Genomic DNA, 14,689 nt, shown 5'->3' on the forward strand with positions numbered 1-14,689 from the left:
CCTCCTCTCCCCGACCGGAGCCCGACGGCACCGGATCACCTGTCCCTGGTCGGCGCGCCGGCCGGCGCGCCGCCGCCGACTACGACCGCACCGCGTCCCGGGGCAGCGGCACCAGCGCGGCGCCGACCCGCTCGACCAGCAGTGCCATCTCGTAGCCCACCTGGCCGACGTCGCAGCTGCGCGCGGCGAGCACGGCCATCGACGACCCGTCGCTGATGGACATCAGGAACAGGTAGCCGCTGTCCATCTCGATGACCGTCTGCAGCACGCCGCCGGCGCTGAACATCCGCGCCGCACCCTCGGTCAGGCTGACCACGCCGGAGGTGATCGCGGCCAGCTGGTCCGCCCGGTCCGCCGGCAGGTCCCGGGAGGAGGCGAGCAGCAGCCCGTCGGCGGACACCGCCACCACGTGGGCGATACCCGCCACGCTGTCGGCGAAGTTGGTGAGCAGCCAACCCATGTCCTGCATCGCAGCTGGCCTGTTCATCGGCTCGTCTCCTTGGTCGAGGTGCTGTTCTGGTCCGTTCCGGCCGACCGGCCGCGCTGTACACCGCGGTGGTAGGCCGACAACAGGCCGCGTACGTCGTCCGGGGTGCGCCGGGTCCGTGCCCGGCCACCACGCGGTTCGATGCCTCCCGGCACCAGCTGCGCCTGCGGGACCCGCTTGGGCAGCCCGGACCGGGTCGTTCCGCCGGCGGTGGGCTCGGCGGCCCGGCTCGCCCGGGACCAGCCCTCGTCGGCCGCCGTCCGCCAGGCGTCCGGGTCCGACGCGGGGGCCGACGCCGCCGGGTCCGGCCCCGCCGTGGCCGGTGCCGCCGGGCTCGACGCGTCCGCGGCCGGTGGAGTGTACGACGGCGGCGGAGGCTGGGCGGGCGGCGGCGTGGCCGACGCCCCGGGCGACCGGGTGGGCAGCGGTGGCCGCGCGGGCGACGGCGCCGCCGGTTGCTGCGTCCCGGTCGCCGCGGCGGCGGACGGGTCCTGGTCGAAGTTGGGCCGGGCGAAGATGGTAGTGACGTCGTTGCCGTGCGAACGGAACCAGACCGCTTCCATCTCCCGGAAGATCGGCGCCTCGGCCGGCTGCTCGGGGCGCGGGGTGATCGGCGCGGCCGGCTGCGCCAGCGGCGCGGTGGCGGCCAGGTCGGCGCCCAACCCGCGGCCGAAGCCGGCGCTCGGGGCGCCAGCGCTCGGGAAGCCACCGCTCGGGGCGGCGGCGCTCGGGGCGGCGGCGCTCGGGACGCCGCCGGTCGCCCCGAACGGATTCGTCGCGGGCGTGGTGGCGGCGGTGGCAGCGGTGCCGGCCACCGGGCCCGCGGGCAGGAGCGGCCCGCCGTCGGCGGCCGCGCCGGGGGTACGCCGGGGCAGCCGGTCCAGGGTGGAGCGCCCACCGGCCGGCGTACCGGCCTGGTCGGCGCTGAAGCCCGGGTGGGCCGCCGGCGGCGGGGGAAGCGTCGGGTGGGTCGCCGGCAGGCCGGCGGCCTGCACCGGGGAGGCGGTCTCCCGGGCCTGCTCGCGGGCCGGCCACGGCGATGGCGCCGCCGGCTCGGTCCGCCACTGGTCGGGCAGGGTGGCCGCGGCGGTACGCCCGGCCAGCGGCTCACCGAGCCCGGCCGTGGCATGCGGGCTCTGCTCGACCGCGAGCGGCTGGCGCGGCCGGGTGATGGCCTGTCCACGGTCGCGCAGGCTCGGCAGCACCACCGTGGCGGCGGGCAGCGTCACCTGGGCGACGGTGCCGCCCTCGACGTTGCGGCGCAGGTCGACCCGGATGCCGTACCGGGCCGCGAGCCGGCTCACCACGGCCAGACCCATCAGCCGGAAGGCCGCGACGTCGACGCTCGGCGGGGCGGCCAGCCGCCGGTTGAGCGAGTCGAGCTGCTCGTCGGAGAGGCCGAGGCCGCGGTCCTCCACCTGGATCAGCACGTAGTCGCGGATCCGCCGGCCGTCCGCCACCACCACGGTGTTCGGCGGCGAGAACCGGGTGGCGTTGTCGAGCAGCTCGGCGACCAGCCGGACCACGTCGTTGACCGCGTGCGCGGCGACCGAGACGTCGGTGTCGACCGTGCCGAACTCGATCCGGTTGTAGAGCTCCACCTCGGACTGGGCGGCTCGCAGCACGTCCACCAGCAGGGCGTCGTCGCGGCGCGGCACGGCGGAATCGGCACCGGCCAGCACCAGCAGGTTCTCGTCGTTGCGGCGCATCCGGGTGGCCAAGTGGTCCAGCTCGAAGAGCTGGGCCAGCCGCTTCGGGTCCTCCTCGCCGCGCTCGATCGCGTCCAGCTCGCCGATCATCCGGTCGACCAGGGTCTGACTACGGCGGGCCAGGTTCAGGAACATCGCCGAGACGCTGGTCCGCAGCGCGGCCTGTTCGGCCGCGATCCGGACCGCCTCCCGGTGGACCACGTTGAAGGCGAGGGCGACCTGGCCCACCTCGTCCCGGCTGTCCAGCTTGATCGGGTCCCGTACCTCGCGGACGATCTCGTCGACGCCGCCCTCGGAGACGCTGCCCATGTTCTGCAGCCGCTGCACCGCGTCCGGCAGGTCGTGGTTGGCCACCGAGAGGGCGCCCTCGCGCAGCCGGCGCAGCGAGTGGTTGAGCGAGCGGGCCAGCACCACCGCGAGCGTGATCGCGATGAGCAGGGTGAGCAGCACCAGCACCGACTCGATGACGGCCTGCCGGATCACCGCCGAGCGGGCGTCCTCGGCCTGGGCGAGCAGCCGGTCCTGCAACTGGATCTCGGCCCACCGCATCAGGTCGTTGACCGCGCCGATCGCGGTGGTGGCGTCCCGGGCGCTGACCAGGGAGCGCTGCCCGACCGAGCGGGTGATGTCGGCGGCCAGCCGGTCGGCCAGCACGACCGCGTCGCCGGAGACGGTGCTGTCGACCAGGGCGCGCTGGGCCGGGTCGGCGGCCAGGAAGAAGGCGATCAGCGCCTCCTGCTGACTGGTCTGGGTGGCCACGAACGAGGAGAACTGCTCCTCGTCGAGTTCTCCGCCGCTGAGCGCGGTGAACGCGACCGACTCCTGCTCGGCGACCGCCGCCTTGGCGCGGGCGAAGGCCGCCACCGCCCGTCGACTGTCCGCCAACTGCTCGTCACCGGGCAGCTGGGCCAGTCCGTCGCCGTAGGCGACCAGGTCGGCGAGGACCACCCCGTAGCGCAGCGCCGCCTCGGCGACCGCCATCTGCTGCCGGTCCAGCACCTCCTGCCGGGTGCTGTCCAGCGTCTCCAGGTGGCTGTCGATGGCCGCGAGCCGGTCCCGGACCGCCGCCGGCGGCGTACCGATCCGGTTCCGCTCCGCGCGGTACTCGTCGACCCGCTGCTGCGTCTGGCGCACCCGCAGGTTGAACGCGTCGGCCTGCTGCTGCGGGCTGGCCAGAAAGGCGGACGCCGCCATCCGCTCGGCGTGCACGGCCTGGGTGAGCGCGGAGACGTCGATGGAGAGCGCGGTGAGGGCCCGCGCCCGGGTGGCGTCGAACGCCCCCTGACCGACGGAGACCAGCCGGACGGTGGCGAGCGCGAGCACGGCCGCGACCGGCACGACGAGGATCAGCGCGAGCTTGGACCGGATCCGGACGTCGCGCAGGCGGGGCATTCGCCGGCGGGTACGCGAACGCTTGTCGCCACTTTCGGGCAGGGTCGTCGGTCCGGTGCTCACGACATCGCCTCCGTCGTTTCTCCCACGCCTGACCCACCGACCCGTGCCTGGTGCAGCGGCCAGCGCCACGCGCGGCACGGCCGCGATTTCATCAGACGAGAAGTTTTTTGGGAAGCCGCAGGCGGGCAGGAAACGGTCGCACGGCACGCAACCCGTGATCCGGTCAACAGATACCTACATTTCCCCAAGCCCTTGAACAGGGCATGTGACTCCAGAGTGGTCATACCTGCCGGTAGCGTGAGCGTTTGCAAACATCTCGTGACCCCAACATGTGGGATCCGCATCCCGAAATGCCTCCAGCCGCTGCCGCTTGACCGCAGCGCGCGGCGTTGGCATGGTTTTGCAGGCTTCGCGCACACCGTACGGCAGAGACCATACCGTTCCTCTATTGAGGACGGATTACCCGGCGGTGACCGGGCAGTAGTGCCCGCGCCGCACCTGGAGGACTGAGTTGAGCCCCATCCGCTCCGCGACCGCCGCCGCGCTCGCATCGGCCGTGCTGGCCACCACACTCACCGGCTGCCAGTTCGGCGCGGAGGAGCAGGACACGAGTCCGATCGTCATCGCCGCCGACCTGGAGCTCTCCGGCGCGGCCGCACCGGTCGGCAAGGCGTACCAGCGGGCCCTCGAACTCAAGGTCGACCAGCTGAACTCCTCCGGCGCGCTGGACGGCCGGAAGATCGAACTGAAGGTGAAGGACAACCGGTCCGACGCCAGCGAGTCGCTGCGCAACATCAGCGAGTTCAGTGACGACGCCCAGGTCAGCGCGATCATCATGGGCGGCTGCAACGAGTGCGCCGTCGGCGCCGCGCGGACCATCGACGAGAAGCGGATCCCCACCATCGCCCTCGCCGCGTCCGGCGCGGTGGCCGAACCGGTGGCCCAGCGCCGGTACATGTTCAAGCTGGCGCCGAACGCGGCCGACAGCGCCGCCGCCCTCACCGCCGAACTGCGCCGCGCCGGCGTCCGCAAGGTCGGTGTGCTGCACAGCGACGACGACTACGGCCGCGAGGGGCTCGCCGCGCTGCGCCGCGAGTTCGCCAAGGCGAACGTCAGGTCGCAGCGCGAGGTGGCGGTGCCGAACACCGCCACCGAGGTCGGCCAGCAGGTCGGCGTCCTCACCGCGCGCGAGCCGGACGCGCTGGTCGTGTGGACCCCGCCGGAGCAGGCGACGCTCGCCGCGGCCTCGGCCCAGCAGGCCGGCTTCGAGGGGTCGCTCTTCTTCGACGCCTCGGCCGCCGGTGACCTCTTCCTCGGCACCGCGGCGCGGGCCACCGAACGGGCCACGCTGATCTTCACGCAGACCATGGTGATCGATGACGTGATCGCCACCACCCCGGCGAAGGCGGCCCGCCGGCAGTGGTTCCAGGACTACACCGCCCGCTTCGGCGGCTACCATGGCTCCTCGTCGTTCGCCGCAGACGCGGTGCAGCTCATCGCGGACGCCGAACTGCGCGCCGGCGGGCCGGCCGGGCAGGTGAACCGGGACGGCATCCGGGACGTGCTGGAGACGTCCCAGATGGACGGTCTGTCCGGGCCGATCCGGATGACCCCGGACAACCACTCCGGGCTGATGCCGCAGGCGCTCACCACGCTGGTGGCGCGGAATGGGCGTTGGCGGTTGGCGGGCTGATCTTCGGTCTCGTTTCGGCCTGGCGCGGTTCGTCGTAGGCGGGGTGGGCACCGTTGACGGCTGCGGGCCGGCCTCGCATTGGGGCCGGCCCGCCACGCCTTGGGTTGGGGATCTGCAGGGTCCCCTGTCGACGTATCCGTTGATTGAGTCCGTCAGCGGCTGCTGGTGGTCTCGCGGAGCCAGGGGAGGGCCAGGCGCTCGACCATGGAGAGGGCGCTGTAGAGCAGGATGCTCATGGCCGCGATCAGCACGATGGCCGCCCAGGCGGTCGCGGTGTCGCCGATGCCGTTGTACTGCAGGATCTGGTAGCCCAGCCCCGGCAGGTCCGAGTAGAACTCGCCGATCACCGCACCGATCGCGGCCAGCGGCATCGCCACCTTGAGGCCGACGAAGATCTGCGGCAGCGCGGCCGGGAAGCGCACCTTGCGGAACGCCTGCCACCACGAGGCGTTCAGCGACCGGGCCAACTCGGCCAGGTCCGCCGGCGTGGTGGTGAGGCCGGTCGCCGTGGAGAGCACGATCGGGAAGAAGCAGAGCAGGAAGACCATGGTCAGAATGGGCTTCTCACCCCAGCCGACCGAGACCACCAGCAGCGGACCGAGGGCGATCTTCGGCACCGCGTTGACCGCCACCAGCAGCGGCGCGAACATCCGCTCGACCCGGCGGGAGGCGGCCAGCGCCATCCCGATCAGCACCCCGGCGACCGCCGAGAGCAGGAAGCCGACCAGCGTCATCAGGGTGGTCCAGCCCAGTGCCGGCAGCAGCACGTCGACGGTCGAGGTCAGCGACCTCCACACCGCCTGCGGTGGCGGCAGGGACGCCGGATGCACCAGTTCCAGCACCGACGTGACCAGCCACCAGGCGGTCAGCGCGATCACCAGGCCGAGCAGCGGCAGGCCCACCGCCGCCGGGCGTACGTCCGACCGCCGGGCGGCCGGGATCGCCGGCGCGGTGGTGGGCGTCGCTGCCGGGGGTGCGCCGGCCTCGGCCGCCCGGCCCGCCCCGGTGGGGCCGGATCGGGTACCGGTCGTCTCCGTCACGGGTCCTCCTCTCCTGCCGGCCGCGGCCGGCACGCGACGGGGGTGCGCCCTCCGGGGCATCCCGGCGGGTCGCACCCCCGTGGCACGATCGACGTCGATCAGGCCTTCGGCGCGAGGTTGAAGTCGATGATCTGGTCGGGGGTGATGTTCTGCTTGAGCGAGCCGGCGCCCTGCAGGATCGCGATGCTCTTGGCGACCCGGCCGCTGTCCAGGGTGCCGATCGCGGTGCCCGAGTTGCTGGACCGGACGTAACCGGCCATCAGCTGCAGCTCGGCGGCGGCCGCGTCGACGCTGGTGGCGTCCACGTTCTTCTTCAGCAGCTCGGCCGCCTCCTTCGGGTTGGCCAGGCTGTACTCCAGGCCCTTGAGCAGGGCTGCGGTGAACCGCTTGACCATCTCCGGCTTCTCCTTGGCGATCTTCGCCGAGGTGATCAGCACGTTGCCGTAGAGGTCCTGCATCACGTTGCTGTACGGCAGCAGGACGGCCTTCTTCTTGGTCACCGTCTCGATCGTCGGCTGCCCGACGACGAACTGGCCGATGCCGTCCACCTGGCCGCTGGCCAGCGTGCCCATCAGGGTCTGCGCCTCACCGTTGACCCAGGTCACCTTGCTGGCGTCCACGCCGGCCATCCGGGCGTACGTCGGGAAGAGGTTGCGGACCACGGAGCCGGGGGTGTCGGCGAGCTTCTTGCCCTCCAGGTCCTTCGGCGACGCGATGTTCTTGCCCTCGACGGTGGCGATCGCCGCCATGGTGCGCTGCTGGATCGCGGCCACCGCGACGAAGTCCTTCGCCTGGCCGTTGCCGAGCTGGAGCAGGCCACCGGTCAGGTCGATCGGGCCGAACTGGGCCTGGCCGCCGACGATCGTCTGGATGACGGCACCGGTGCCCTGGCCGGGCTTGATCTCCACGTCGAACCCGGCGTCCTTGAAGAAGCCCTTCTCCTTCGCCACCCAGGCGTAGGAGTCGCGGCCGAAGTTGCCGAACGAGGTGAGGTAGGTCACCTTCTCCAGCGCCGCGCCCTCGGGGGCCTTGGCGTCGTCGCCGGAGTCGGAACCACCGCTGCACGCCGATACCAGGGCCAGCGCGGTGGCCAGGGCGGCCGTGGCGACCGTACGGGTCAGCCTTCTCATCAGTGCACCATGTCCTTTCCGACCGGGGCCCGCTGGCCACCGGAGGGGTTGTCTGGCGGCGTCGGCGGAGGGGGTGAAGCCGACACCACCGTCGTGAGGGGACTCTTCGCGGGCACAGCGTACGAGAACCGCACCTTTGTGGTGCCAGGCGTACCGGGTTGCGGAACGGAAACAAAGTGACGTCCACCCCGGACGGTGTGTCATGGGCACGAGCCGGATACCCTGTGCCGCGTTACTGATTGCCCACTCAGGGAAGGCCGCCGGGGATGATCCGACTGTCCGGGGTGTCCCGCACCTTCGACGGCCGTAGCGGGCGGGTCGAGGCGCTGCGCGGCATCGACCTGCACGTCGCGGAGGGCGAGTTCGTCGCCGTGCTCGGCCGCTCCGGCTGCGGCAAGTCCACCCTGCTCCGGCTGATCGCCGGCCTGCTCCCGGTGACCAGCGGCGAGATCACCGTGGCCGGTACGCCGATCACCCGCCCGCGCCGGGACATCGCGATGCTCTTCCAGCGGCCCGCCCTGCTGCCCTGGCGCACGGTGCTGGACAACGTCCTGCTGCCGGTGGAGATCTTCGGTTGGAAGCGGGCCAAGCACCGGGAGCGGGCCCGGCAACTGCTCGACCTGGCCGGCCTGGCCGGTTTCGAGAAGCGCCTGCCGCACGAACTCTCCGGCGGCATGCAGCAGCGGGTCTCGCTGTGCCGGTCGCTGATCGGCGAGCCGCGGGTGATGCTGATGGACGAGCCGTTCTCCGCGCTCGACGCGCTCACCCGCGAGGAACTCGCCGGCGAGCTCCAGCGGATCCACATGGAGAGCTCACCCACCGTCGTCTTCGTCACCCACTCGATCGACGAGGCGGTCCTGCTGGCCGACCGGGTGGTGGTGCTCAGCCCCCGCCCCGGCCGGATCCGCCGGATCCTGGAGGTGGACATCCCGCGGCCGCGCACCCTGGGCCGCAACGCGCACCTGGCCGACGTAGCCCAGGTCAGCGCCGACCTGCACGAGCTGCTGATGGAGCGGGACGTGCCGGCGCCGGCCGGCGCGGAGGGGCGATGAGCGGACGCGGCGGGCGGATCAGCCAGCCTCCCGCCGAGCCGCCCCGCGGCAGGTCGCGTGGCGGAGTGCCGGCATGAGCATGCGGGTCTGCGTCTTCACCGAGCCGCACCGCGGCGCCAGCTACGACGACCAGCTCCGGTACGCCCGGCTGGCCGAGGCGGGCGGCTTCGAGGGCTTCCTCCGGGCCGACCACTACCAGTCGATGGGCGAGGACCCCGGCCTTCCCGGCCCCACGGACGCCTGGCTGACCCTGGCCGCGCTGGCCCGGGAGACCACCCGGATCCGGCTCGGCACGCTGGTCACCTCGGCCACCTTCCGGCTGCCCGGCCCGCTGGCGGTGATGGTGGCCCAGGTCGACCAGATGAGCGGCGGCCGGGTCGAGCTGGGCATCGGCGCCGGCTGGTACGAGCGGGAGCACACCTCGTACGGCATCCCGTTCCCGGGCGTGACCGAGCGGTTCGACCGGCTCGCCGAACAGCTCGAGGTGATCACCGGGCTGTGGCGGACCCCGCCCGGCGAGACGTACAGCTTCACCGGCGCCCACTACCGGTTGGTGGACGCGCCCGCGCTGCCGAAGCCGGTGCAGACCCCCGGACCGCCGGTGATCATCGGTGGGCGCGGTCCGAAGCGCACCCCGGAGCTGGCCGCCCGGTACGCGGACGAGTTCAACATGCCGTTCAAGTCGGTGGCCGAGACCGCTGAGGCGTACGAGCGGGTGCGGGAGGCCTGCGACCGGACCGGACGGGCGGCCTCCGGGCGGGCACCGCTGGTGCTCTCCGCCGGGATCGTGGTGGCGATCGGCCGGACCGACGCCGAGGCCCAGCGGCGGGCGGCCCCGCTGCACGTCAAGAGCGCCCTGCCACCGGAGGACCCGGTGGTGGGCTCGCCGGCGCAGCTGGTCGACCGGATCGGCGAGTTCGCCGCCGCCGGCGCGACCCGGGTGCACCTGCGACTGATCGACTTCGCCGACCTGGACCACCTCGAGCTCATCGCCGCCGAGGTGCTCCCCCACCTGGACGGAGACCGATGACCGAGGTGATCGAGGAACACGAGCTCGGGCCCGTGGGCCAGGAGATCGTGTACGAGAACGACCGGGTACGGGTGTGGCACATCCGCCTCGAACCCGGCGAGCGGCAGCCGCTGCACCGGCACGACCACCCGTACCTGGTGGTGGCGATCCAGGGTGCGAAGAACGTGGTGCAGACGGTCGACGGCACCCGGATCGACGCCGACGAGCCGACCGGCGGCGTGGTCTACCGGGACCCGGGGGCCATCCACATGCTCACCAACGTCGGGGACACCACCTACCTGGCCCGCCTCGTCGAACTCAAGTAGACCCGCCGCGAGCAGGGCTGCCACGCCGCACGGCGCGCCGGTGGCGATCGGGCGCACCGGACCGTAACGTGCCGGACATGGCCTTTCGGACCTGGAGCAGGCTGCTGCTCACGGCGCTCGGGGTGAGCCTGCTGGCCGGCGCCGGCCAGCTCGGGCTCGCGTACGGCTTCGGCATCCTGCGGCTCACCGGCAGCTTCACCGGCGTCACCGTCAACCAGTGGCCGGCCCAGCTCGTCTGGGTGGGCTGGTGCGCGGCCAACGCCGCCGTGGTCGGTGCCGTCCTCACCGAACGCGTCGCCCGGCGCGACGGTGCGCTCACCGGCACCGGACGGCAGTTGGCCGTCGCGGCCTCCGCCGCCCTCGGCGCCACCGTGGTCGCGCCGCTGTGCATGCAGCCCGCCCGGGCCGCCGAGCTCATCTCCGTCGACCCGGTCTGGGCGGCCGGCATCTGCGCCGTCCTCGGCGCGGTGGTGGGCGCGGGCGCCGCGCTGGCCGTCCTGCTCAAGCCACCGGTCGGCTGGAACATGGCGGCGGTCGCCGGAGCGCTGTGGCTGCTCGCGCTGCTGTCGGCCGTACCGTCGTTCTCGGCCACCGGGGCACTGCCGCTGGTCCGGCTCGGGGTCTTCGAGCCGGCGTGGCTCGACGCCGACGCGGCGCAGCGCCTGGCGATGCTGGTGCTACCGACCACGGCGCTGCTCGCCGGGGCGGTGAGTGGGGCGCTGGCCCGCTGGCGCGGGCACCCGCCGCTGGTGGCCGGGGCGACCGGGGTGGCCGGACCGGTGCTGGTGGCGTTCGCCTACCTGGCCGCCGGTCCCGGTGACGCCGTCGACCGCTACCAGCTCGCGCCCTACTACGGCGCCCTGCTCGCGGTCGCCGCCGGGGCACTCGGCTCGGCCGCCGCCGCGCTGGCGCGCCGGCCGTCCGGCGGGTCCGCTGCCGCACCCCAGGCCATCGAGCCGACCGACATCCTACGGCCGCTGCCGGCCGGCCCGCCGCTGCCCGGCGCGCGGCCGACCGGGACCGGAGCGGACCGGGCCGCCGAACCGGGCGACGCCGAGGTGGCCGGCGCCGACCTGGCCGCCGGTCCCGGCCCGGGCGCGGTGGGCACCGTACCCACCGCCGCAGCCGCGGGCCGCTCCACTCCGGCGCACTGGGACTGGCCGGCGGCCGGCGCGACCGGCTTCCCGCCCCGCGCCGCCGACCACGGCCCGGACGCCACCGAAGGCAGGACGGCGGACCGGGCGGGCAGTGCCGGCGTTCCGGCCCCCGCCCCCCGGCCCGCGCACCCGGTCGAGCCGGCGAGGGCCGGTACGCACGAGCAGCCATCCGCCGAACCGACCGCCGCCGCGGCGCCGAACGCGTTCCCCGCACCGCCCGCCGAGCCGGCGACCGCCGGCGCGACGCCAGGGGCATCGGCCGGCCAGGCGCGAGGCGCCGTGCCGTCGCACCCGACGCACGTCGCGGACCCGGCGCACCCCGCCGACCCGGGGCACGCTGCGGACCCGGCGCACGCCGTGGACCCGGGCGCGACGAGCCCGGGCGGCGCTTCGCGCGGCACCGCCGCCAGCGCCCCACCCGGCCGCGACGCGGCACCGAGCGACCTGTCGAGCACCTCGGCAGGGGCCGCCGCCGCGCAGGCCCGCGCGGCGGCGGGCGCCCTGAGCATCTCGACAGGGGCCGACGCCGGGTCCGCGCGCGACGCGGCGACAACGGCACCGGGAGACGCTGTGAGCAGCACCGCGGCGTCGCGAAGGGCCGCGGTGGGCACCCCGCCGGAGCCCGTCCCGAGGGACGACGCGCCCGAGCAGCCGAGTGGTACCGGGCGATCGAGAAAGGGGCGGTCGTCCCGCTCCACGGCGGCGTCGACCGCCGGCCGGTCGTCCCGCCGCGCGACCGCCGCCGAGGAGCCGGCGGCCGCCGAGTCGACCGGCGATGACGCCGGCGCGGCGACGCCCGCCGAGCCCGCCCCCCGGCCCCGCCGGACCCGCAAGCCGAAGGCCACCGCCAAGCGCGCCGACCCGACCAACCCAACCGCCGGCCCGGCGACGACCGGCGGCCCGTCCGCCGCGACGTCGGCACGCGACAGCGCCTCCACCGACCCGGCGTCCAGCGGTGCCTCGACCGGACCGACGCCCGGCAGCCCTTCGACCGGCGCCGCCTCGATCGACCCGGCCGCCAGCGGCGCTTCGACCGGCCCGACGGCGTCCGGCAAAGCCTCGGTCAGCCCGGCGGCGTCCGGTCGCGCCTCGACCGGCCAGGTGGCTGGCCGCGCCTCGACCGGCCAGGTGGCTGGCCGCGCCTCGACCGGCCAGGTGGCTGGCGGCGCCTCGACCGGCCAGGTGCCGGCGGCCGCGGGCACGGCCGACCCCGCCGGGTCCGGCGGCGACGTCGCCGGGACGCGGGCCACCGGCATCGAGCCGGCGCCGACGGCCGCGTGGGCGGCGACCGTCGCCGAACCCGCAACCGGCACCACGGACCCCGCCGCCGCGCCCCCGCGCCCGGCCGCCGGTGACGCACCGGCCGCCGGCACGCGGCGCGAGGGGACGCGGGAGCCGGCCCGACCGGTCCTCAACCCGGTGCCGGCTCCCGTCACGCCCACGGCCGACCGACCGGCCGCACCGCGCTCCACCTGGCCGGTCGCACCGGCGTGGTCGGCGCCGGCCCGGCCCCCCGCCGCGCGGGACGAGCCGACCGGACCGGCCGTACCCGAGGAAGGACACCGGCCCCGGCACCGCGCTCCCCTGCCCGACCTGGAGCGGGCCGCGAGCTGGGAGGCCCTCGCCACCGCCCGGCGCGCCGGGCCGACGGCGCCGGCCGGCACCACATCGGAGGGACCGGACGACGGGGCCGGGACGCCCGGCGGCGCGGTGTCCGGCGAGGCGGAGCAGAACGGCGGGCGACTCCGCGGCCGGCTCGGGCTGTTCCGACGCAACCGTGCCCGCACCGACGAGAGCGGCTCCGGCGCGGTTGAGGCGGAGCCGCTGGCGGAGCAGGACGAGGAGTACGTCGACTGGGTGGCCGGACTGGGCCGCCCGCTGGCGGACAACGAGCCCGAGCAGGAGAGCGGCCGCCGCTCGCTGCGCTCCACCGGCCGTCACCACCGCGACTGACGTCTCTGGGTGCGGTTGTTGCCGCCGGAGCGCCAACAACCGCACCCAGTACACCGGTCACACCCGCCCGGTCCCGTCAGCAGCGGGGCTCCTGGCGCGCCATCGACACCGACCACCCCGGAACATCCGCCGGCGCGGGATCAGGCCAGCGGCAGGTAGACCCGGCCGCCGGAGGAGACGAACTCCGCCGACTTGTCCTTCATGCCGCGCGCCGCGTACTCCTTGAGCTCCTGGGTGATCTTCATCGAGCAGAACTTCGGGCCGCACATCGAGCAGAAGTGCGCCGTCTTCGCCGGCTGCGCCGGCAGCGTGGCGTCGTGGTACGACCGTGCGGTCTCCGGGTCCAGCGAGAGGTTGAACTGGTCCTCCCAGCGGAACTCGAACCGCGCCTTGGACAGCGCGTCGTCCCAGGCCTGCGCCCCGGGGTGCCCCTTGGCCAGATCGGCCGCGTGCGCCGCGATCTTGTACGCGATAACGCCGGCCTTCACGTCGTCCCGGTCCGGCAGCCCCAGGTGCTCCTTCGGCGTCACGTAACAGAGCATGGCGGTGCCGAACATGCCGATCATCGCCGCGCCGATCGCCGAGGTGATGTGGTCGTACGCGGGCGCGATGTCGGTGGTCAGCGGACCGAGCGTGTAGAACGGTGCCTCGTGGCACCACTCCTGCTGGAGGTCCACGTTCTCCTTGATCTTGTGCATCGGCACGTGCCCGGGGCCCTCGATCATCACCTGCACGTCGTACTCCCAGGCGATCCGGGTCAGCTCGCCGAGCGTCCTCAGCTCGGCGAACTGCGCCTCGTCGTTGGCGTCCGCGATGGACCCGGGGCGGAGCCCGTCACCCAGCGAGAACGTCACGTCGTAGCGGGCCAGGATCTCGCAGAGCTCGCGGAAGTTGGTGTAGAGGAAGTTCTCCTCGTGGTGCGCCAGGCACCAGGCCGCCATGATCGAGCCGCCCCGGGAGACGATCCCGGTCACCCGGTCCACCGCCATCGGCACGTACGGCAGCAGCACCCCGGCGTGCACGGTCATGTAGTCGACGCCCTGCTCGGCCTGCTCGACGACGGTGTCCCGGAACACCTCCCAGCTCAACTTCACCGGGTCACCGCCGACCTTCTCCAGCGCCTGGTAGATCGGCACGGTGCCGATCGGCACCGGCGAGTTCCGCACGATCGCCTCGCGAGTCTCGTGGATCCGCTTGCCGGTCGACAGGTCCATCACCGTGTCCGCGCCCCACCGGGTCGCCCAGGTCAGCTTCTCCACCTCCTCGGCCACCGACGAGGTGACCGCCGAGGTGCCGATGTTCGCGTTCACCTTCACCAGGAACGCCTTGCCGATGATGGCCGGCTCGCACTCCGGGTGGTTGACGTTGAGCGGCAGCACCGCCCGCCCGGCCGCGATCTCGTCCCGGACGAACTCCGGCGCCATGCCCTCCCGGATCGCGACGAACTCCATCTCCGGCGTGACGATCCCGGCCCGGGCGTACGCGAGCTGCGTCGGCCGCTTCCCGGCCACCCCGGCCAGCGGGGTGCCGGCACCCCGCACCGGGGCGACGTCCCCGCGCCCGGCGATCCACGGGCCGCGCAGCGGCGGCAGCCCCACCTCCGGGTCCGCGCCCGGCCCCGAGGTGTCGTAGAGCCGCACCGGCGGGTTGTCCCCGGTCAGGTCCACCTCCGCGAACGGCACCCGCACATCCGGCCGGGACCCCTCGACGTACACCTTGCGACGTGCCTGCATGACAG

General features: G+C 74.2%; 10 protein-coding genes. 5 read left to right on the top strand and 5 right to left on the bottom strand.

Annotated elements, in window-relative coordinates; all coding sequences use genetic code 11:
• Positions 1 to 79: 79 nt before the first annotated feature.
• Complete coding sequence (locus FHX32_RS05775; protein ID WP_030329975.1) at positions 80 to 487, bottom strand: roadblock/LC7 domain-containing protein; 408 nt, start codon at positions 485 to 487, stop codon at positions 80 to 82.
• Entirely contained in the window at positions 484 to 3,651 is a 3,168-nt protein-coding gene (locus tag FHX32_RS05780) for a nitrate- and nitrite sensing domain-containing protein (protein WP_167179795.1), read from the bottom strand. Before FHX32_RS05780 ends, FHX32_RS05775 begins: the two co-directional genes overlap by 4 nt.
• 451 nt (positions 3,652 to 4,102) lie before the next feature.
• Between FHX32_RS05780 and FHX32_RS05785 the strand changes: the two genes are divergently transcribed.
• On the top strand, positions 4,103 to 5,284 hold the full coding sequence (locus FHX32_RS05785) for an ABC transporter substrate-binding protein (protein ID WP_167179796.1): 1,182 nt from the start codon (positions 4,103 to 4,105) through the stop codon (positions 5,282 to 5,284).
• A 152-nt stretch (positions 5,285 to 5,436) separates the two neighbouring features.
• On the opposite strand, the gene FHX32_RS05790 is transcribed toward FHX32_RS05785, so the two are convergent.
• Together FHX32_RS05790 and FHX32_RS05795 are read right to left on the bottom strand one after the other, a co-directional pair.
• Positions 5,437 to 6,324, bottom strand: coding sequence for an ABC transporter permease (locus tag FHX32_RS05790; protein WP_486480922.1), 888 nt, complete (start codon positions 6,322 to 6,324; stop codon positions 5,437 to 5,439).
• A gap of 98 nt (positions 6,325 to 6,422) precedes the next feature.
• A complete protein-coding gene (locus tag FHX32_RS05795; RefSeq protein WP_167179797.1) occupies positions 6,423 to 7,454 on the bottom strand; it encodes an ABC transporter substrate-binding protein in 1,032 nt (343 codons plus the stop codon).
• A gap of 266 nt (positions 7,455 to 7,720) precedes the next feature.
• Here FHX32_RS05795 and FHX32_RS05800 point away from each other — a divergent pair, with 266 nt between their 5' ends.
• The 4 genes from FHX32_RS05800 to FHX32_RS05815 all read left to right on the top strand — a co-directional run bounded on the left by FHX32_RS05800 (position 7,721) and on the right by FHX32_RS05815 (position 12,951).
• Entirely contained in the window at positions 7,721 to 8,506 is a 786-nt protein-coding gene (locus FHX32_RS05800) for an ABC transporter ATP-binding protein (protein ID WP_167179798.1), read from the top strand.
• A 79-nt stretch (positions 8,507 to 8,585) separates the two neighbouring features.
• Positions 8,586 to 9,536, top strand: a complete 951-nt coding sequence (locus FHX32_RS05805; protein WP_167182288.1) for an LLM class F420-dependent oxidoreductase — start codon at positions 8,586 to 8,588, stop codon at positions 9,534 to 9,536.
• Positions 9,533 to 9,841, top strand: a complete 309-nt coding sequence (locus FHX32_RS05810) for a cupin domain-containing protein (RefSeq protein ID WP_167179799.1) — start codon at positions 9,533 to 9,535, stop codon at positions 9,839 to 9,841. Before FHX32_RS05805 ends, FHX32_RS05810 begins: the two co-directional genes overlap by 4 nt.
• Before the next feature lie 77 nt (positions 9,842 to 9,918).
• The gene (locus tag FHX32_RS05815; protein ID WP_167179800.1) at positions 9,919 to 12,951 is read left to right on the top strand and encodes a hypothetical protein; all 3,033 of its coding nucleotides are present in this window, start codon (positions 9,919 to 9,921) and stop codon (positions 12,949 to 12,951) included.
• A gap of 140 nt (positions 12,952 to 13,091) precedes the next feature.
• Here FHX32_RS05815 and thiC read toward each other — a convergent pair whose 3' ends face one another.
• The gene (gene thiC / locus FHX32_RS05820; RefSeq protein WP_167179801.1) at positions 13,092 to 14,684 is read right to left on the bottom strand and encodes a phosphomethylpyrimidine synthase ThiC; all 1,593 of its coding nucleotides are present in this window, start codon (positions 14,682 to 14,684) and stop codon (positions 13,092 to 13,094) included.
• Between the last annotated feature and the right edge of the window lie 5 nt (positions 14,685 to 14,689).

The organism is Micromonospora sp. CNZ280 (assembly GCF_011759515.1).